This window comes from Microbulbifer sp. SH-1, assembly GCF_011326135.1.
In the GTDB taxonomy this organism is placed as follows: Bacteria; Pseudomonadota; Gammaproteobacteria; order Pseudomonadales; family Cellvibrionaceae; genus Microbulbifer; species Microbulbifer harenosus.
The window spans coordinates 4304768-4323523 of sequence record NZ_CP046948.1 but is presented as its reverse complement, the minus strand read 5'-3'; the positions used below and the strand labels follow the sequence as shown (position 1 = coordinate 4323523).

The 18756-nt window shown below is 60.5% G+C and carries 14 protein-coding genes and 2 pseudogenes; 5 read left to right on the top strand and 11 right to left on the bottom strand.

Translation table 11 applies throughout. From position 1 onward, the window contains the following. Positions 1-16 precede the first annotated feature (16 nt). Entirely contained in the window at positions 17-694 is a 678-nt protein-coding gene (locus GNX18_RS17775) for an NUDIX domain-containing protein (RefSeq protein ID WP_138236974.1), read from the bottom strand. A gap of 243 nt (positions 695-937) precedes the next feature. Here GNX18_RS17775 and GNX18_RS17770 point away from each other — a divergent pair, with 243 nt between their 5' ends. Next, positions 938-1363: a DUF2147 domain-containing protein gene (locus GNX18_RS17770; protein ID WP_166219881.1), complete on the top strand. Its 426-nt coding sequence runs from the start codon at positions 938-940 to the stop codon at positions 1361-1363. 306 nt (positions 1364-1669) lie between these two features. Here the strand turns inward: GNX18_RS17770 and GNX18_RS17765 are convergent, their stop codons facing one another. The 10 genes and pseudogenes from GNX18_RS17765 to GNX18_RS17725 all read right to left on the bottom strand — a co-directional run bounded on the left by GNX18_RS17765 (position 1670) and on the right by GNX18_RS17725 (position 15985). Next, complete coding sequence (locus GNX18_RS17765) at positions 1670-3193, bottom strand: DHA2 family efflux MFS transporter permease subunit (RefSeq protein ID WP_166219879.1); 1524 nt, start codon at positions 3191-3193, stop codon at positions 1670-1672. Between the two features lie 15 nt (positions 3194-3208). Further along, on the bottom strand, positions 3209-4303 hold the full coding sequence (locus GNX18_RS17760; protein WP_166219877.1) for an HlyD family secretion protein: 1095 nt from the start codon (positions 4301-4303) through the stop codon (positions 3209-3211). Continuing rightward, on the bottom strand, positions 4300-4746 hold the full coding sequence (locus tag GNX18_RS17755; protein ID WP_166219875.1) for a MarR family winged helix-turn-helix transcriptional regulator: 447 nt from the start codon (positions 4744-4746) through the stop codon (positions 4300-4302). Before GNX18_RS17755 ends, GNX18_RS17760 begins: the two co-directional genes overlap by 4 nt. 186 nt (positions 4747-4932) lie before the next feature. Then, positions 4933-6315: a DUF1566 domain-containing protein gene (locus GNX18_RS17750; protein ID WP_166219874.1), complete on the bottom strand. Its 1383-nt coding sequence runs from the start codon at positions 6313-6315 to the stop codon at positions 4933-4935. Between the two features lie 2 nt (positions 6316-6317). Then, a complete protein-coding gene (locus GNX18_RS17745; RefSeq protein ID WP_205828001.1) occupies positions 6318-7562 on the bottom strand; it encodes a DUF1552 domain-containing protein in 1245 nt (414 codons plus the stop codon). A gap of 51 nt (positions 7563-7613) precedes the next feature. After that, positions 7614-11027, bottom strand: a pseudogene (locus GNX18_RS17740) (PQQ-dependent sugar dehydrogenase); the annotation flags it as partial. A 237-nt stretch (positions 11028-11264) separates the two neighbouring features. Then, positions 11265-11624 (bottom strand): annotated as a pseudogene (locus GNX18_RS19895) (cellulose binding domain-containing protein); the annotation flags it as partial. 372 nt (positions 11625-11996) lie between these two features. Beyond that, positions 11997-12389 carry a hypothetical protein gene (locus GNX18_RS17735; protein ID WP_166214657.1) on the bottom strand — a complete coding sequence of 131 codons (393 nt, stop codon included), beginning with the start codon at positions 12387-12389 and terminating at the stop codon, positions 11997-11999. Positions 12390-12726: 337 nt separating this feature from the next. After that, on the bottom strand, positions 12727-14976 hold the full coding sequence (gene parC / locus GNX18_RS17730) for a DNA topoisomerase IV subunit A (RefSeq protein WP_138236981.1): 2250 nt from the start codon (positions 14974-14976) through the stop codon (positions 12727-12729). Between the two features lie 139 nt (positions 14977-15115). Then, the gene (locus GNX18_RS17725) at positions 15116-15985 is read right to left on the bottom strand and encodes a LysR family transcriptional regulator (RefSeq protein ID WP_166219870.1); all 870 of its coding nucleotides are present in this window, start codon (positions 15983-15985) and stop codon (positions 15116-15118) included. Between the two features lie 112 nt (positions 15986-16097). On the opposite strand from GNX18_RS17725, the gene GNX18_RS17720 reads away from it, so the two are divergent. The 4 genes from GNX18_RS17720 to fetB all read left to right on the top strand — a co-directional run bounded on the left by GNX18_RS17720 (position 16098) and on the right by fetB (position 18717). Then, entirely contained in the window at positions 16098-16778 is a 681-nt protein-coding gene (locus GNX18_RS17720; RefSeq protein WP_166219868.1) for an FMN-dependent NADH-azoreductase, read from the top strand. Between the two features lie 76 nt (positions 16779-16854). Beyond that, the gene (locus tag GNX18_RS17715) at positions 16855-17307 is read left to right on the top strand and encodes a DUF2214 family protein (RefSeq protein WP_205828000.1); all 453 of its coding nucleotides are present in this window, start codon (positions 16855-16857) and stop codon (positions 17305-17307) included. A gap of 13 nt (positions 17308-17320) precedes the next feature. Further along, positions 17321-17926 carry an ATP-binding cassette domain-containing protein gene (locus GNX18_RS17710; RefSeq protein WP_138236985.1) on the top strand — a complete coding sequence of 202 codons (606 nt, stop codon included), beginning with the start codon at positions 17321-17323 and terminating at the stop codon, positions 17924-17926. Continuing rightward, the gene (gene fetB, locus GNX18_RS17705; protein ID WP_138236986.1) at positions 17923-18717 is read left to right on the top strand and encodes an iron export ABC transporter permease subunit FetB; all 795 of its coding nucleotides are present in this window, start codon (positions 17923-17925) and stop codon (positions 18715-18717) included. The genes GNX18_RS17710 and fetB overlap by 4 nt, the downstream gene beginning before the upstream one ends. Positions 18718-18756 lie beyond the last annotated feature (39 nt).

The following is an 18756-nucleotide window of genomic DNA, read 5'->3' as shown; positions in this document are numbered from 1 at the left end:
TTAGCGGTAGTCGGCTCTAGACCTCAAATACAAAGCCCTGCTGAGTGAGTTCGCGGTATACCTTCAGGTCAAACCGGTACAGATTGGCGGCGCGGTAACTGACGCCAGACTGTTTTTCATCCGTAGACACAAGCAGGTTCATCTTCATCATCTTGCGGCGGAAGTTGGGTTTGTCGAGGGTGATATCCAACACGGCTTCGTACAGCCGCTGCAGCTCAAACAGCGTGAATTTTTCCGGCAGTAAATTGAAGCCAATGGGCTCGTGGCGCACTTTGTGCTTGAGCCGTGCCAGGGCTTTGCTGAGAATGCTGCCGTGATCAAAAATCAGTTCCGGGGTTTCGCGCACATTGACCCAACGCGCATCCAGTTCGGATTTACCCACGGAAAGCACATGGGCATCTGAGCGCACCAGGGCGAAAAAGGCGACGGTGATGATACGCTCCCCCGGGTGTCGTTCCACCTCGCTGAAGGCGTGCAGCTGCTCGAGAAAAATATCCCGCACCCCGGTGCGGTCCAGCAGTACGCGGCTGGCGGCCTGTTCCAGGGTTTCCCCTTCTTTCAACCAGTCTCCGGGCAGGCCCCAGCGGCCACGGCTCTCGCCCTCGCCGTGCTTGACGATCAGTACTTTCAGTTCGCCGTCGTCGAAGCCGAAAATGACGTTGTCTACGGTGAGTGCGTGTCTCGGGGTCTGCATAGTTCCGTTGTATGTCCGCTGCCGGCGCCCCCGGATTCTACCGCTATCCCCAGGGCCGGGTATTTTGTTTTGCGTTAAAGCTGCGGATTATTCCACAGAACGCGGTGTCCCGCAGCGCCAGTCCCTTCTTGCCTACCCGGTGTGCGGAATTACAGCATCTACACTAAAGTGAATCTTCCGATGCAGGAAGTGACCTAAAAAAATGATATGGTCACACCCTGTTTACCTGTGATGGACTCTTTTATGAAAAAGCTATTCCTTGCTGTCGCTGCCGTTTTCGCTTCTCTTTTGCTGTCTACCCAGCTGGCGTTTGCCGATGTGGTGGGACGCTGGAAGACCATTGATGATGAGACGGGCCAGCCGAAGTCGATTGTGGAGATTTACGAGCAGGGCGGAAAATACTACGGCCGCGTGGTGGATCTGTTGATGAAGCCGGACGATACGGTGTGCGATGCCTGCCCGGGGGCGCTGAAGGGCCAGAAAATTGTCGGTATGAATGTGATTACCGATATGGTGAAAAAGGGCGATGTGTATGAGGGCGGGAAGATTCTCGACCCGGCGAAGGGCAAGGTGTACGACTGCAAGATGTGGCTGGAAGGCGGCAATCTGATGGTGCGAGGTTATCTCGGGTTCTTCTACCGCACGCAGACGTGGTATCCGGCAAACTGAGTAAGCACTGAATTCAATTTCGTGGCGGTCTGGCACAGGGAGGCGGGTTTCCGGAACCGCTGTGAATACATCCCTGTACGCTGCGTCGGCGACGTCCATGTCGCCGACGCTTCCGAAAACCCGCCTCCCTGCACCAGCCCTTCAATTCTGAGTTCTGTGGACTTGGTCCCGACGCGAAAGCCTCTTGGTGGCCCTGTGCGGAACGATTGCCGATGAGGTTGTGGAGCACAGGGCCACCAAGAGGCTGCCACCCCACCCGCTACCGTGCCACCCGCTACCGTGCCACCCGCTACCGAACCAAAAACCCTACCCCTTCCGATCCGGATTCGACAACAAAAACACCAGCGGCATAGCCGCGATATTGATCCACATCAGCATCTGGAAATCGTTCACATATGAGATCTCCGCCGCCTGCTGGGTGATGGTGTTCATCACTTCCGCCGGTAACGCAGCAATCTGGTCGGCCGAGGGCATACTCATGCCCGACGGGATCTGCACCCGTTCGCCCAGCTGCTGCTGGTTTATCCACAGGTTGCGCGTGAGTGCGGCCATGACGATGGACACACCGATACTGCTGCCGAGGTTGCGCGAGAGGCTGAACAGCGCGGTGGCTTCGCCGCGCAGGCGCGGTTCGAGGGTGGCGTAGGCCAGGGTGGAAATGGGTACGAACACGAGGCCGAGCCCGAGCCCCTGCACCACGCCGCTCACGATCAGGTCGTGCTGGCTCACCTGCAGATTGAAGCCGGTCATCTGCCACAGGGACAGGGAGATCAGTGCCATTCCCAAAAGGATCAACGCGCGCGCGTCGAAGTGCTGCATCAACCGGCTCACCAGCATCATCGAGATCATGGTGCCGATGCCCCGTGGCATCAGGATCAGGCCGGTGGTGACCACCGGGTAGCCTTTCCATTGCTGCAGGAAAGACGGCAGCAGGGCCATGGTGGCGAGCAGGGTGATGCCGACCACGAAAATGAACGCAACGCCGGACGCATAGTTTTTGTCGCGGAACAGCCCCGGTGACAGGAACGGGTTGCTGGTGGTGCGCGAGTGCACGATAAAAAGATACAAACCCAGCGCGGCGGCGATGGCGTAGAGCTGAATTTCCAGCGCTTCGAACCACTCTACCTGTTCGCCGCGGTCGAGCAGCATCTGCAGGGCGCCCACTGCCAGCGCGAGCATGGCGAAGCCGAAGGCGTCGAAGCGCTGCTTGCGGGTTTCGGTTTCCGGTACGAAGAAATAAATGCCGAGCATCGAGAGGATGCCGAACGGCAGGTTGATGTAGAACACCCAGCGCCAGGAATAGTACTCGGTAAGCCAGCCACCCAGGGTCGGGCCGAGGATCGGGCCGATCATCACGCCCACGCCCCAGATACCCATGGCGGACGCGTGTTTTTCCTTCGGGAAGGTATCGAGCAGGGTGGCCTGGGACAGTGGTACCAGGGAGGCGCCGAACACGCCCTGCAGCAGCCGCCACAGGATCATTTCATTCAGGCTGCCGGCCTGGCCGCACAGCATGGAGGTGACGGTGAAGCCTCCCACCGACCACAGGAACAGTTGGCGGCGGCCGAAGCGCTGGGCGAGATATCCCACCGGCGCGGTCATGATCGCGGCGGCGACGATATAGGAGGTGAGTACCCAGGTGATCTGGTCGCTGCTGGCGCCGAGGCTGCCCTGCATATGCGGCAGGGCCACGTTGGCGATGGTGGTGTCGAGCACCTGGATGATGGTGGCGAGCATCACGCTGAGCGCGATCAGCAGCTCGCTGCCACCCGCTCTGCTCTGCGTGCCCGGCGCGGACAGAGCGCCTGCTGGCTGTGCCGTGTGACTCATAACCGCCGCGCCCGCTTAGAGTACGACGCGGCTGTCACTGCCATTGGCAGCGCGGGCGGAGACCAGTTTCTTGTCTTCGGTAGTGTCGATGACGACTTCCGCACTCATACCAGCGCGCAGTACCGGGGCCTGGCTGTCAGCAATATGGTCCACAGGCAACAGGCGCAGGCGCACCGGTACCCGCTGCACTACTTTCACCCAGTTGCCACTGGCGTTCTGCGCCGGAATCAGTGCAAATTCACTGCCGGCGGCGCCACTCAGGCTTTCCACCAGCGCCTGGAATTTCACTCCGGGGTAGGCGTCCACGGTAATTTCCGCCTGCTGCCCCGCCTGCACATGCTCCAACTGGGTTTCTTTCAGGTTGGCCTCAACCCACATGTCGTCACTGCTCAGCAGTGTCACTACAGACATGCCGGTCACCGCCAGCTCGCCCACCTGCGGGGTCTCGTTGGCGACCACGCCGGAAACCGGCGCGACAATACGGGTGCGGGAGAGTTGATAGCGGGCCTTGTCGAGCTGCGCCTGGGCCACCATCACATCCGCCTGCTGCTCCAGCGGCACCTGCGAGTTGCCGCCGAGTTCCGCGCGCAGGCTGGCAAGCTTTTCCGAGTTGATGGCGATTTTTGCTTTGGCCTGATCCAGTTTCTGGCGGGATTCATCCAGCTGGGCTTCCGACAGCGCCACCTTGCCGAGCTTTTCATTGCGGTCCAGCTGCCGGCGGTAAAACTCCGCATCGGTCTGGGCCTGTTGCAACTCCGCTTCCGCCTCGGCGTAATCCGCCTGGCGCGCGTGCACCTGGTTTTTCACCTGCGCCAGATGGGCTTCCGCCTCCGCCACCGCGAGGCGGAAGCTGGTGTCATCCAGCTGCACCAGCAGATCGCCCTTGTTGACGTGCTGGTTGGCCTTGATCGGCACCTCGGCGACGATGCCGCTCACTTCCAGGGAGAGGGCGAGCTTGTCGGCCTTCACGTAGGCGTTGTCTGTGTGCACGCTACCGCCGCCGCCCCAAATACACCAGGCCGCCACCGCACCGGCCACGGCGATACCGAGCCCTAAAGCCAAACGGCGGGATCTGGATTTATTCACAACCTCACTTACAACCTCAGTCACTCAACAGTCTCCTCTCGGCTCAGGTTTTCACGTACCCGGCTCAGTAAATGCATCAGTTGCCGCTGCTCCTCCGCGGTAATACCGGCCAGGGCCTGGGCGCGGGCCTCTATGGCGAGGCCGTGCAGGGTGTCCAGCACCGGCGCCGCCGCATCGGTGAGAAAGATCCGATAGCAGCGCCGATCCTGCGGATCCTGGCGGCGCTCGACCAACCCCTCGGCCTGCAACAGGTCAATCTGGCGGGCCAGGCTGATCGGCGCCACATCCATACGCTCCGCCAGTTCCGCCTGCTTCATGCCCTGTTCCTTGTTCAGGATCCACAGCACCTGCCAACGGGCGCGAGTAAGACCGTGGGACTTGGCCCGACGGTCGAAATTACGTTTCAGCAGGCGTGCGGCGGTATGCAGCTCAAAACCGAGCTGGGCCGCGCTATCGGTATTATTCATGGGCACTCAGAAGTTGGCGCGAGGAGATGGGTACTCAAGGCCGCGAATTATAAGCATGCTTATGAATATTGCAAACCCACCGCACTCTCCAGGTCGGGGAACCACCGGTACCTTCCCTACAAAAAGAAAAGGCCACCCCCTTGGATGGCCTTTAGTGTCTTGTTGCATTGCGGACAGGGCGGTTTTTTATCGGGCGTCGCGCACCAGGCGGATGGCTTTGGGTTTTTCCCGTTCGCCGTAGGTGAGTGCGCCGCTGGCGAAATCCACATACCAGGAATAGTGGGTATGGAAATTGGCCGGCGACGAGGACCAGACGTCCATTGAGGCGGCGCTGGAGAAAAGCACGCGGTTGATCGCCGGTCCCGCGCACTGCAGTTCGAGCAGGCTGCCCAGCTCGCGGATATTCGGCAGGCGCCAATCACCGTCGCCGGTGGCGGCGCCCTTCCTGTCGAGTGCCGCCACATAGGTCAGAGCCTCGGCCCAGTTGAGCGCCAGGGGTTCGCCCCGGTCGCAGGCCGCTCCCGCGGACCCTTCCAGGCAGGCGCGCCAGATCAGGCCCGTTTTGGTGTCGGCAACAGAACCGTCGTCCTGTTGACGATAGCGGGAGGTGGGTGCCGAGGCCGGGATCTGTTCGCTGTTGCAGCCCTGAGCGGCCGGCGCCGGGGCCGGGGCCGCCGACAGCGGCGGTACCGAAGCCGGGTTGGGTTCGCTTTTCCCGGACCCGCCCGCCCAATCCCTGACCAGCCTGATATGGCGGCCGTTGTCCCGCGGCATGGGCGCGGAGTAGCCGAACTGAAAGTTGACCGCCCAGGCCCTCTGTTGCAATCCGGCGTCCGGCGAATGGCTCCAGTAAAAACCGTCTTTGGTGTTGGGAAAATAAGTGGTGTCGATGGCGGGGGCGCTGCGCCCGAAGTTCACCAGGCCGGAGAGTTCATCCATGGTCGGTACACGCCAGTCGTTGAAGCCGCACAGGCCCCGCCGGTTGGTGCGGCTGACGAATTCCTCGATATTGCAGTAGGTGGCGGGCTGGCCTTCGATGTAGCCAGTGCACTGCGCATAGCGGCTGTTCCAGTCGCCGATGGCGCCGCCGTTGGCGTTTTTGTCCGGGTTGTACCAGGTGAACACATCGTCGGCGTCGTGGCGTCCGCGATTGCCGTAGACACCGTCGCCCGGTTGTTTGACTTCCCAGGCCAGCCCGGAGATTTCGTCCAGCACACAGTGCCAACTCTGCGCGTCCGCAGGCAACGGTTCGCCCGCGGCGCCGATCTTGCGATAGGCGAAGCCGGTCGTGCCATCGGCGCTCTTGCCGGTGGCGGTGTCCCGCCCCTGGTTGCAGTCCTGCTGACTGAGGATATCACCCGCCACGGATTCCCCGTCGGGCAATCGCTCGAAGTCAATGATTGCGGTGCAATCGCTATTGACGCCCCTGGGATAATTGGCGCCCCAGGTAATACCGGTATCGTTGAGCCGTGCCTGTGGCGAGGATTCCCGCCCGGATTCCGAGCATCCGTTCAGGCAGGTGATCGCCAAAGCCAGCGCAATGACCTTCGCAGTTTTATCCCCGAACATATTCAGGTCAAAACCCCCGGAATCACCTCGCTCTGATAGCCCTGGTAGAGCGGATGCTGGTGGGCCTGCAAAGCTACCGCCGCCGTGTGTATCTGATGCAGCGGCGTATACGAAGCGCCGCCGGCATTGGATACGCCGCGCTGTATGGCGCCGCCGCCGCCGGCCATGATCAGCGGAATGTCGCTGTTGCTGTGGGCGTCGCCGTTGCCCATATCGGTGACCTCGCAGACGATGGTGCTGTCGAGTATGCCGCGGTCCCGCAAGCGGCCGATCAGTGAGGCCGACAGGCTGCTCAGGTGGGCCCGCGTCTCCCGGTAGTGAGGGTAAGTCGGATCGCCGCCGTTGCCGCCATGGATGGATGAGTGATAGGTGTTCTGGAAATCCAGGTAGGGCAGAGTGAACTCGGCACCGTCGTTGCCCAGCGCCAGGGAGCAGGAGGCGGTGAAGTTGCACTCCAGCGCGAGGGCAATGATATCCGCCTGTAATTCCGCCTGTTGTTGAAAGGTGGAAAATTCAATCGGGAATTCGGCCGGTGGGCTGGCGGCCGCGCAGGACATGCCACCACCGCCCAGATCCTGCAGGCGCCGCTGGGTTTCCTCGATCGCCGTCAAATGAGAATCGAGGCGCTGTTGTTCGTAAGTGCCCAGTTTTGTTTTCAGGGCGTTGACCGCTTCCAAGTGCGCGTCCACCGCGTTCAGCTTGGGGTCGCCGCCACCGCCGGCCTGCAGATTCCCGAACAACCGGTTGAAGGCGTTGAAGGGATTGTCCTCAAACGGCACATCCGAGCCGTTGTCCTTGGTCAGAACGCCGTTGCCGTTGCTGTGCACGCCCAGGTTGACATAGGTGAACGGCAGGTTCTCGCCGAGGATTCTGCCCATGTTCACGTCGAAACTGTCACCGCCCCAACTGTTGTTGATGATGGTGGGCATGACGCCGTGGCCGCCGCGGTGGTGCCCCATGCTTCTGAGAAAGTTGCACTCGCTGGCGACGGTGCTGTAGGGCTGGGACATGGCCCCGAAACTGGTCAGGTCGCCGTTCGGATACCAGTGCTCAGGCAAGGCGCCGTCGGGCACGTAGATCACCACCGATTTGTTGGGGCCCGTCTGCGCCTCGGCCAGGCGGGAGGCCATCATGCCCCCGACCAGCGGCGAGGCCCGCAGCAGTCCCTTGCCAATACCCGCGGCGGCCAAGATTTTCAGTAAATCCCTGCGTCTTTTATCAAACACATTCTTGTATGGCTTTTTCATAACTTGCGCCCTTATTCTGTTTATATGGCTGATCGGCTGGGTCCGGCTGCCTCAGCGCTGCCACTCTTTGCGGTAACGCACCGCATCCAGAGTGCTCATGTTTTCGAGCATCGCCCGGGGGCTCTGCTGCACCAGGGTGTCGGTCATATCCTGCACCGTGCAGGCGTAACCCTCCTCCTCGACCGGATCCAGCGCCCGCCCTTCCGGGTTGGCGTTGTCGATGCTGTCGTGCCCCACCCCGAGCATAAAGCGGAACATATTCTGCGATACGCAGGACTGCGCACTGGGCAGGGTCGCCAGTAGCTGGCCCAGGCCGCGCGAACCCTCGAACGCGATCGACTCGCCGCGGTTGCTCAACACATCCGGTGCGTACAACGCGCCGCTGGCGTCTATCAGATTGCCGTTAAGGTCGACGCTGCGAGGGTTGCCCACCGCATCGAAGTCTTCCATGCCGCCGCCGAGGGGGTTGATCCACTCCTGGTGACAGTTCAGACAGGGTGCCACGGAAGTGAGCGCTTCGTACTTTATGCGGTTGGTGGTGGCCGGATCGGCGATCAGGTCCGCCAACTCCTCAAGTCGCTCGGCGCGGCTTTCCGTGATACCGGCGGGCGGATCCGGCTGGTCCTGGCACAGCATGCGGCGGCGCACGCGCACCGAACGCCGGATCGGCGAGGTTTCAACCAGCTCCGCCCAGCGCGCCATAAAGGCGCCGCTGGTGAGGATGCCGCCGCGATCACTGGTGGTGACCTGCTGGAAGTCGTCGCCGGAAACGCCGCCAATACCGTAGTGCTGCGCCAGGGGTCCATTGACGAAGGTCCAGTTGGCGTCATAGAGGGAGGCGAAAGACTCGTTGCCGTTCAGCATCACCTCGGCGAAGACTTCGCGGATTTCCCGCTCCATATGCGGGGCCACATTCTCGAAACCCGGCCACACTGCCGTATCCTTGGGCGCTTTTTCCAGGCTATCGGTGCCCAGCCAGCTTCCGACGAAGTCACCCATGGTGTCCCGGGCCTCGGCCAGATCCAGCAGCCGCTGCGCCTCCTGGGTGATCTGCGCCGGGTCGCGCAGCTGGTCGTTGGCCGCCTTCTGCAGGGCGATGTCATCCGGGGTGGAACCGGCGAACGAGTAGCTCAGCCAGGTGGCCATTTCGTGGGAGGTCAACTCGAAGGCGTCCATGTCTATTGCACTGTTGGCCGGATTCGATTCACCCAATTCGTGGCGATACAGGAACTGCGGTGAGGACAGCATGGTCATCAGCGCGAGCTGCATACCCGCCTGTACATCACCTTCGGTAAAGGTGCCATTGGCCAGTTCCGAGTAGGTGGCCACTTCCTGGGTGTCCAGTGGTCGCCGGAAGAGTTTCGGCGCAAAGTCGCCGATAAACTGATCCACGCAGCTCTGGTTGAAGGAACCGCAGTTCAGCGCCGGCGAGAAGTCGCGCGCCGCCGACCAGGCCGCTATTTCCTCGGCCGCCGTCAGGTAGCGATCGTAGGTGCTGGTCACCATCGAGGCGTGGGCGTTGTTGATGAAGTAGCCCACCTGGCTGTCTTCAGCCAGGCTCTCGGCAGCGGCGAAATTCACCCCCAGCAGATCCTCGACCGTGTTCTGGTACTCGGCACGGGTCAGGATCTTCAACTGGCGGGCGCCGTAGCGGACCATCTCGCAATTCAGCGGCTGCTGGTCTTCCCAGAAGGTATCGGCGATATAGTTGCCCACCTTGTCCGCGCAGTCCGCGCCGCAGACCTGTGGTTGATCCTGGGGCATGGTGTCCTCGATAAACCCGATCATGAAATCCAGGTCCTGAGGCGTGGTCAGCGGAATGCCGATGGAACCGCCGTCGCCGGCGAAGCCGTGACAGTGGGCGCAGTAGGCCGCATAGATCTCGCCGCCGGTCATATTGCCGGTGCCGCCGCTGGAGCTGCTGGACGAGGAACTGGAGCCGCCTGACGAAGAGCTGGAGCTGCCGGACGAGGAGCTGGAGCCGCCGGACGAGCTCGAACTGCTGCTCGACGAGCCGCCGGATCCGTGGCAATCCGGTGGAGCGAAGCTGCCGTCATGGTCGCCCTGGAAGCCGAACTTGACGCTGTCTCCAGGGGAGAGATCACCATTCCAGCCGACGTCGCGGGCGCTGGCGGTGTTGCCCGAAACCGCCAGGTCCACATTCCAGTAGCCCGTGATCTGCGGCGCCTCGCTGAACTGCAGCGCAATCTCCCAGCCGCTCACCGCGCTGGTGCCAGCGTTGCTCACGGTGACGTCCAATTGGTAACCGCTATCCCAGACATTCTCGTAGGTGACTTCGCAGGAGACGCCGTCACCACCGCTACCGCCACTGGACGAAGAGCCACTGGACGAAGAACCGCTTGAGCTGGAACCGCTTGAGCTGGAACCGCTTGAGCTGGAACCGCTTGAACTGGAGCCGCTTGAACTGGAGCTGCTGGAGCCGCCCGAGCTGGAGCTGCTTGAGCTGGTGCCGCCATCCCCGATGATCCGGTGCAGAGTGCCACCGATGATATCCACCAGATAGATTTCACCGCTGTTGGATTCACCGAATGATGAAACCCCCAGATCCGTATCCACCAGTTGGTACATGGCATCGGTATAGGCCCAGACCCTGCCACTGACGTAGTCGCCGAAAATATAGGCGCCGTTCATGCCCGCGATCTGCGAGCCGCGATAGACGTAACCACCGGTAACCGACTGCCCCTGCCCGTGATCGTATTCGAACACTGGATCGTCGTAAGGGCCGCTGGAGTTGCAGTTGTTGGAGGTGGTGTGAAAGCCCTCCCGACAGCGCCAGCCGTAGTTGCCGCCGCTTTCGATCACATTGATTTCCTCATACCCGGACTGGCCCACATCCGCCAGCCAAAGATCGCCGCTGGCCTTGTCAAAGCTCCAGCGCCAGGGGTTTCTGAGGCCGTAGGCGTAGATCTCCGGCAGGCCGCCGCCGTTCGCAAAAGGGTTGTCCGCGGGAACAGCGTAGGGAGAGCCGCTGTCCACATCGATCCTGAGCATGGCGCCGTGCCAGTTGCTGGTGTCCTGGCCGTTGGCCTCTGGATCGTTGGCGGAACCGCCGTCACCGAAACCGATATACAGGTAGCCGTCGGGCCCGAAAGCGATGTGACCGCCGTTGTGGTTGGCGTAGGGCTGCGGCAGGGTGAGGATATCCTGGCGCGAGCCGGCGTTCAGGCTGGCACCGCCCGCGCTTTCCGTAAAGCGCGCGATCACCGAGGTCATCGGCTCCGAAGCCGGCGTGGTGAACGACAGGAACACCTGGCCATTGCTCTGGTAGTCCGGATGGAAGGCCATCCCCAGCACACCGCCCTCGACCGCGGTATCCACCAGACCAGACAGATCCAGGTAGGTGTTCTTGGTGGCCGTGGAGTTGTCGTTGGCATCGATCCAATAGACGGTGCCGGTTTTTTCCAGCACGTACCAGCGGGAATCGTCCCCCGGCGCCTGCATCAGGCCCAGCGGCTGGCTGAAGGTCAGGTTCGGGAACGCCCGCTCCAACTCCACCGCCGGGGGTGGCCCGCTGGGGCCGCCGCTGGAGGAACTGGAACTACCGGAAGAGCCGGAGCTGCCGGAAGAGCTGGAGCTGCCGGAAGAACTTGAAGAGCTGGAGCTCGACGAACTGGAACTTGAGCCCGAACCGCTGCTGGACGAGCTTGAACTGGAACTGCTCCCTCCCTCACAAACGGAACCGGTTATAGTCGGCACCGAAGCACTGCCGGCACCGTTGCTGACCTGCAGGCCGAATTCGGCAAGCTGATCCGGCTGGAGATTGCCGTTCCAGGAAATACTGTTCGCGGTATAGGGGTTGTCGCCGGAGATTTCGGCATTCCAGCTATCGGTCACCACGGTGCCGTCGCTGTACTCCCAACTCACTTCCCAGCCGTTGATGGGGCTGGTGCCGTTGTTGGTGATTCGGATACTCGTCTGTGCGCCGGAGCCCCAGTCGTTGACCACGACGTACTCGCAGGTCGCAGCGATCGCCGCTGACGTGGAACAGCATGCGCACAAGAGCAGCAATAATGATGAGATTTTCTGGATGGGACTTTTCATTATTATTTCCTGCACCGTTGCAATGTAAACGGATGCCACCGTATTGCGGCGGCGCGTCTACTGTTTAGCCCCCGGAGTTTACCGGCGACTTGAAGTGGAACGCAGAGACGACCGGCGGATACCGGCGACGCTTCGCTCTACCAGCGTGAGGTGTGGAAATAGAATTGGATATGCCTGGCCGATAGGATCAGCCGGATACCTTCTTATAATATTTTTTTATTTTTTATATATTCTCAGGCCACTTTTCATTTCATCTCATTAGGCCCGTTGCATACCGGTATCGAAGGCTCAGGCTTGCGACCGCCGATCCAGACTCACAGCAATGTAATCGTTCCCATTATGACCCACAAGAAACGAAGAACAGGTTAGCGCCTATTTCATTTTGCTTCGGCAATAGTTTGCGCCGGTGCTCAGTTGGTGGTTGATTGAGGCGATACTTCTGTCCTCTGTGTCCACCACCTGGCAGCCCGGGTTGCTGGAATAGGTATAGTGGCCGTAGCTGCCGTTGTAGTAGACGAGAGCGTGGCCAGTTGCCCGACGCCGAATTCGGTATCGTTCAGCGCCGTCCTTGAGGAACAGAGAGTGGCCGCCAAAGCGCGAACCGTGCGCGAAGAACACGCCGAACGCGTCCGGATAATAAATATAGGTGTCCCGTGGCGGCTCCTCTGTTGGGCTCTCGGTGGTCACCTGTGGCGGGAAGCGGCCACAAGTGCGATCCAGATTGCGAAAATTGTCCTTGTCCAGAACTGTGGAGAGCGAAGGCATACCATGGTGTCGTCCCTGTGATTATTTCCGAGCACCGGCGATTGCCGGTGACAGAGAAAAGTCTGCGCATAAACAGTAGTACAGTGCGGAGGCTTCGCCCTGCATAGTGGAATTGAGGCTGAAAAATCAACGAGTGGCTCGTGACGGAGAATTCATAAACGGCGTGTAGGAGCCTGCTTGCAGGCGAACGGAAAAGAACTCCGCAACTGTTCGCCTGCAAGCAGGCTCCTACAGGTGACAGCAGCGATTGGCGCTCTGTAACGGGTGCAAAAAAAAAGCGGCCCCGTTTCCGGGGCCGCTTTTTTATCTGAAGCGCGAATAACGTATTTCAGATTAATTACTTTCTCTGCACTTCTACTTTATCTACCTTCTGGAACCCGCGCGGCAGTTTATTACCGCGACGGCCGCGCTCGCCCTGGTAGTGTTCCAGTTCCGAGACCTTGATCTTGGTGTGGCGCTTGCCAGCGTGGATTACCAACTGGTCGTCGCCTTCCAGCACCGCGATACCGACGAGGATTTCTTCGCGGCTGGCGGCGCGCGCCGACGGGATATTGATGATCTTGTTGCCCTTGCCTTTCGCCAGTTCCGGCAGTTCGGCGACCGGGAACACCAGCATGCGTCCCTCGCTGGACACTGCCGCCAGCAGTGCCTTCTCCGGATTACTGATTTCCTGAGGTGGCAACACGCGAGCGTTCTGCGGCAGGCTCAGCATGGCCTTGCCGGCCTTGTTGCGCGATTGCAGATCGGCGTACCGGGCAATGAAGCCGTAGCCGGCGTCAGACGCCAGCAGCACTTGCTGATCGTCATTGCCCATCAGCAGGCCTTCGAAGGTGGCGCCTGAAGGCGGATTAATGCGCCCGGACAGCGGCTCCCCCTGGCCTCGCGCCGATGGCAGCGTGTGAGAGGCAATGGAGTAACTGCGCCCGGTGCTGTCGAGCAGCAGCGCCATCTGGTTGCTCTTGCCGTGGGCGGCGAACTTGAAGCTATCGCCGGCCTTGTAGCTGAGCGAGGTGGGGTCGATATCGTGGCCCTTGGCCTGGCGGATCCAGCCCTTGTCGGACAGCACCACGGTGATCGGGTCTGAGGTGAGCAGGTCGGTCTCGCTGAAGGCTTTGGCTTCCTCGCGCTCGACGATGGGCGAACGGCGCTCATCGCCGAACTCGTTCGCCGCTTCCAGCAGTTCCTTCTTGATCAGGGTCTTGAGACGGCGCTCGCTCTCCAGCGTTTTGGTGAGCATATCGCGCTCTTTTTCCAGCTCCGCCTGTTCGCCGCGGATCTTCATTTCCTCAAGGCGCGCCAACTGGCGCAACTTGGTTTCGAGTACGTATTCCGCCTGCACATCACTCAGCTCGAAGCGGCGCATCAGCTCCTGCTTCGGCTCATCGTGGGTGCGGATGATCTCGATTACCTCGTCGATATTGAGGAACGCGATCAACAAACCGGCCAACAGGTGCAGGCGCTTCTCGACCTTGTCGAGGCGGAACTGCAGACGCCGGCGCGTGGTGACGGTGCGGAAACTCAGCCACTCGGACAGGATCTTGTCCAGGGACTTCACCTGCGGGCGGCCGTCGATGCCAATCATGTTCAGGTTGACCCGGTAGCTCTTCTCCAGGTCGGTAGTGGCAAACAGGTGGTTCATCACCTGTTCCAGATCCACCCGGTTGGATTTAGGCACGATGACCAGCCGCGTGGGATTCTCGTGGTCGGACTCGTCGCGCAGGTCGCTGACCATCGGCAGTTTCTTCGCCTGCATCTGCGCGGCGATCTGCTCCAGCACCTTGGAGCCACTGGCCTGATAGGGCAATGCGGTGATGACGATATCGCCATCCTCCTTGGTCCACACCGCGCGCATTTTTACCGAGCCCTTGCCGGTCTCATACATTTTCTGCAGATCGCTGCGCGGCGAGATGATCTCCGCCTCGGTAGGCATATCAGGGCCGAGGATGTACTCGCACAGCTCGCTGACCGTGGCCTTGGGGTTTTCCAGCATATGCACGGTGGCATTCACCACTTCGCGCAGGTTGTGCGGCGGGATATCCGTGGCCATGCCCACGGCGATACCGGTAGTGCCGTTCAGCAGGATATTGGGAACCCGCGCCGGCAGTACCGCCGGTTCGTCCATGGTGCCGTCGAAGTTCGGCTGCCAGTCCACGGTACCCTGCCCCAGCTCGGACAGCAGCACCTCGGCGTACTTGCCCATGCGGGATTCGGTGTAACGCATGGCGGCGAAGGACTTGGGATCGTCCGGCGAGCCCCAGTTACCCTGGCCATCCACCAGCGGGTAGCGGTAGCTGAAGGGCTGCGCCATCAACACCATGGCCTCGTACACGGCGCTGTCGCCGTGCGGGTGGTACTTACCGATTACATCGCCCACGGTGCGCGCGGACTTCTTGTACTTGGCGGAGTTCTTCAGCCCCAGCTCGCTCATGGCGTAGACAATACGGCGCTGCACCGGCTTCAGGCCGTCGCCGATATTGGGCAAGGCGCGGTCGAGGATCACGTACATGGAGTAATCCAGGTACGCCTTCTCGGTGTAAGCCGCCAGGTGCTGGCGCTCGGAGGCGTCGTAGACGGAAGGCTCGGTCATACTGCGAGAGTCTCGTTATTCTGCGGAAAGAGCTGGATTATGGCGGAGTGGCGCAGCGGGTTCAAAGGGCGTTCTCCGCTCGCGATGCGGGGCCGCATTTTCCGGCTGTTTTTTGTACTGAATCATTTCGTCACAATAGCTACACCGGGCTCAGCGCCTGATCTTTTAACCAAGCGCAGAACTGCTGAACCTTTGTCCGCGGCTGCTCGCCGCAGAGAACGTAATAGCCGAACCCCGGTAAGCGGCATTCTGCCCTATATGGTTGCAGCCATCCGTGCTGTACCGCGGATTCCACCAACAGATTACTGACAAACGCCAACCCTTGGCCTGCCAGTGCCGCCTGAATTACATGTAGCTCCTGGTCGTACCCCTGAATCCCGCCATGTTTCCATTTGGGCGCAAAACGGCGCAGCCAAGCCTGCACAGGCACTGCCGGCAACTCAGGGTTTTTCCATTGGGTTTCAAACAGGGGCAAGGCTTCGCCGCTTTCAGCCCTCGCTATGTTGTCGCTTGTTCCGAACAACCCGAACTCTTCACTTAACAGCAACCCGGCACCCTCGACGGTGCTGCCATAGCGTAGAGCTACATCCACACGCCGGTCACGCTGCAGATCCACCAACTGTTCATCGCTTTGCACCACCACCTTTAATTCTGGGTAGTGTTGATAGAAAGCCTGCAACCGCGGAACCAGCCAAAGAGAAGCGAATGCGTTGGTGGTACTGATGGTCAACACTTCCGGCTGACCGGAAATCTTCTCCACCGCCTCGGCCAGCGTCTGCAAAGAAAGCCGGGCAGCATCGGCCAGCTCCCGCCCCGCAGCGGTCAGAAAAACCGCACGGGTTCGCCGCTCAAATAATGCCGCGCCCAATTGGCTCTCGAGGTTGCGTATCTGGTGGGACACGGCAGTCGGGGTGAGGTGCAACTCTTTCGCTGCCCCCTTGAAGCTGCCCAAACGCGCTGCGGCTTCAAACACGCGGATACTATTCAAGTTGCTCAGACGACTGTACATACCACACCAACAAGTGAATTTTATTCACCTATAAGTGAGAAAAGACCCTTTGTCAACGGCGACAGCAAACACGATATTTACTCCACACCCACCCTGAAACCTGGAGTACAGCATGACAAAAATCCTGAAATTAGATGCCAGCGCGCGATTGGTAGATCACGAGGTAGCGGCATATCGCTCGCTCTCCAAACTTCTGTCTCAGCACTTCCTGGATCGCTGGCATGCGAATAACAAACAAGTTTCAATCACCTGTAGAGATCTGGGTCTGGAACCGCCAGGGTTTGTCAGTCAGGACTGGATCGCAGCAGTGTTCACACCGGAAGAGCGCCGCAGCCCAGAGCAACAGGCGATGCTGGTACTTTCCGACCAGCTGATCGACGAAGTCGCCGAGGCGGATGTGATTCTGATTTCCTCGCCCATGTACAACTACGGAATGCCCGCCTGCCTGAAGGCCTGGTTTGATCAGGTGGTGCGGGTCAACAAAACCTTTAGTTTCGATCTGGCGCGCGGCGACTTCCCATTGCAGCCAATCTTTTCCGGCAAGACGCTAGTACTACTGTCATCCTGCGGCGAATTCGGATTTGGCCCCGGCGGTATACGCGAGCACATGAACCACCTCGGTCCACATATTCGTACACTGGGTCACTACCTGGGTGCGGATGCGTATCATGAGATTCGAATTGAATATCAGGAGTTCGGCGATGCGCGACATCAAGAGTCCATTGAGCGCGCTTACCGGGAAACAGAACAATTGGCAGATACTCTGGCGCACCGACTACATGTAGCCGCTTGATGCTTAACCGGTAAACACAAATACCCACAACCTGTGATAACTTCTCCCGGGTCTACCAACACCCGGGGGAATGGTTATGCCCGCACTCTTTGCTTTCCTGCATCACTTGGCCTTCCTGTCTATGACGGCTGTCCTCACTATGCAATTGATTCTATTGGGGCAAAGTTTCACCCTGCAAAATGCCCGCAAGATACGCATCGCAGACCGTATTCTGGGCATATCTGCAGTACTGCTGCTGGTCGTCGGTTTTTTGCGTGTGTTTTTCTTTGAGAAAGGTGCGAGCTACTACTTTCACAATGGGGCGTTTCACGCGAAGTTGACGCTGTTTGTCATCGCCGCGCTGCTCTCCATTTATCCCACCATCCAGTTTCTACGCTGGGGCAAGAGCCTCAGGCAGGGAGAAGTGCCGGAAATTGGCGACCGCAAACGCCGCTGGATGCGTATCATCGTGCATGCCGAACTCACCGCCATTGTCGGCATGGCCCTATGCGCCGCGCTGATGGCCAAAGGGATTGGTTATTTCGGCTAACACGGACTCGGCATTGGCAACCCTCACACTCAAAAGTCTCGCCATTGGCGGCCTGAAAAGTATCGACCTGCAAGTGGCTGCGGGAGAAATCGTGTGCCTGTCTGGCGCGTCCGGTTCTGGCAAAAGCCGGCTGCTGCGCGCCATTGCCGATCTGGATCGGCACAGTGGCAATGTGCACCTGGGGGACACCAGCCAGAGCGATGTGCCAGGCCACAGCTGGCGCGGCATGGTGATGCTGGTGCCGGCGGAAAGTGCCTGGTGGTACGACACCGTGGGTGAACACTTTTCCGAACACCCGGAGGAAACACTGCAACAACTCGGCCTGGACGCGGACGCGTTCAACTGGCCGGTAGCCCGCCTCTCCTCCGGGGAAAAGCAGCGCCTCGCCCTGGCCCGCGCCCTCGCCCGCAAACCGGCGGCGCTGCTGCTGGACGAACCCACCGCAAACCTGGACAAAGACAGCACCGAGCGGGTGGAAAGCTGGCTGCGAGACCGCATTCGCCAGCAACAGCTCCCCACTATTTGGGTCGCTCACCACGAAGACCAGATCGCGCGTGTGGCCGACCGCCACTTTCATATTGTGGATAACGGGATCGAAGAACAGGAGATGACCGCGTGAACGTTATCGAACTCTCCTGGTGGCAGCTGGCACTGGCGGCATTGCTGGTCATCGCCCTGGCGGCATGTACCTTCTTCGCGCGCCTGGGCGTGGGCAAAAGTTTGCTGATTGCCGCCGCCCGCACCGCGATTCAGCTCGCCCTCGTCGGCCTGGTGTTGGAAGCCCTGTTTTCCGTCGGCAGCCTGCACTGGGTGGCGTTGATGGGCATCGGCATGCTGCTGCTCGCCGGGCGCGAGGTGGTGGCGCGGCAGAAATACAATCTGCGCGGCGGCTGGGGTTTTGGTATCGGCACCCTGTCGATGTTTATCTCCGCCTTTGCCGTCACTGTGCTTACCCTGGTGGCCGTGATCAGCCCCACACCCTGGTACACACCGCAATACGCCATCCCCCTGCTGGGCATGCTGCTCGGCAACACCATGACCGGCGTCTCCCTGTCTCTGGACCGGCTGACAGAGAGCGCCCGGCGCTCCCGCGCCGTTATCGAAAACCGGCTGATGCTGGGGGAAACCGCGCAGCAGGCACTGAGCGAGTTCCGCCGCGACGCCATGCGCGCAGGCCTCACCCCAATCATCAACGCCATGGCCGCCGCGGGTATCGTCTCCCTGCCGGGCATGATGACCGGCCAGATACTCGCCGGCACCTCGCCGGCACTGGCGGTGAAATACCAGATACTGATCATGTTCACCATCGCCGCCGGCACCGGCTTTGGCACCTTTGCGGCGGTGGCGCTGTGTGCGCGCCGGTTGTTCGACGGACGGGAACGGCTGCGGCTGGACCGGTTACGCAGCTAGAAACTCCCGGCACAGTCGAGAAAAGAAATTAAGCTGCTT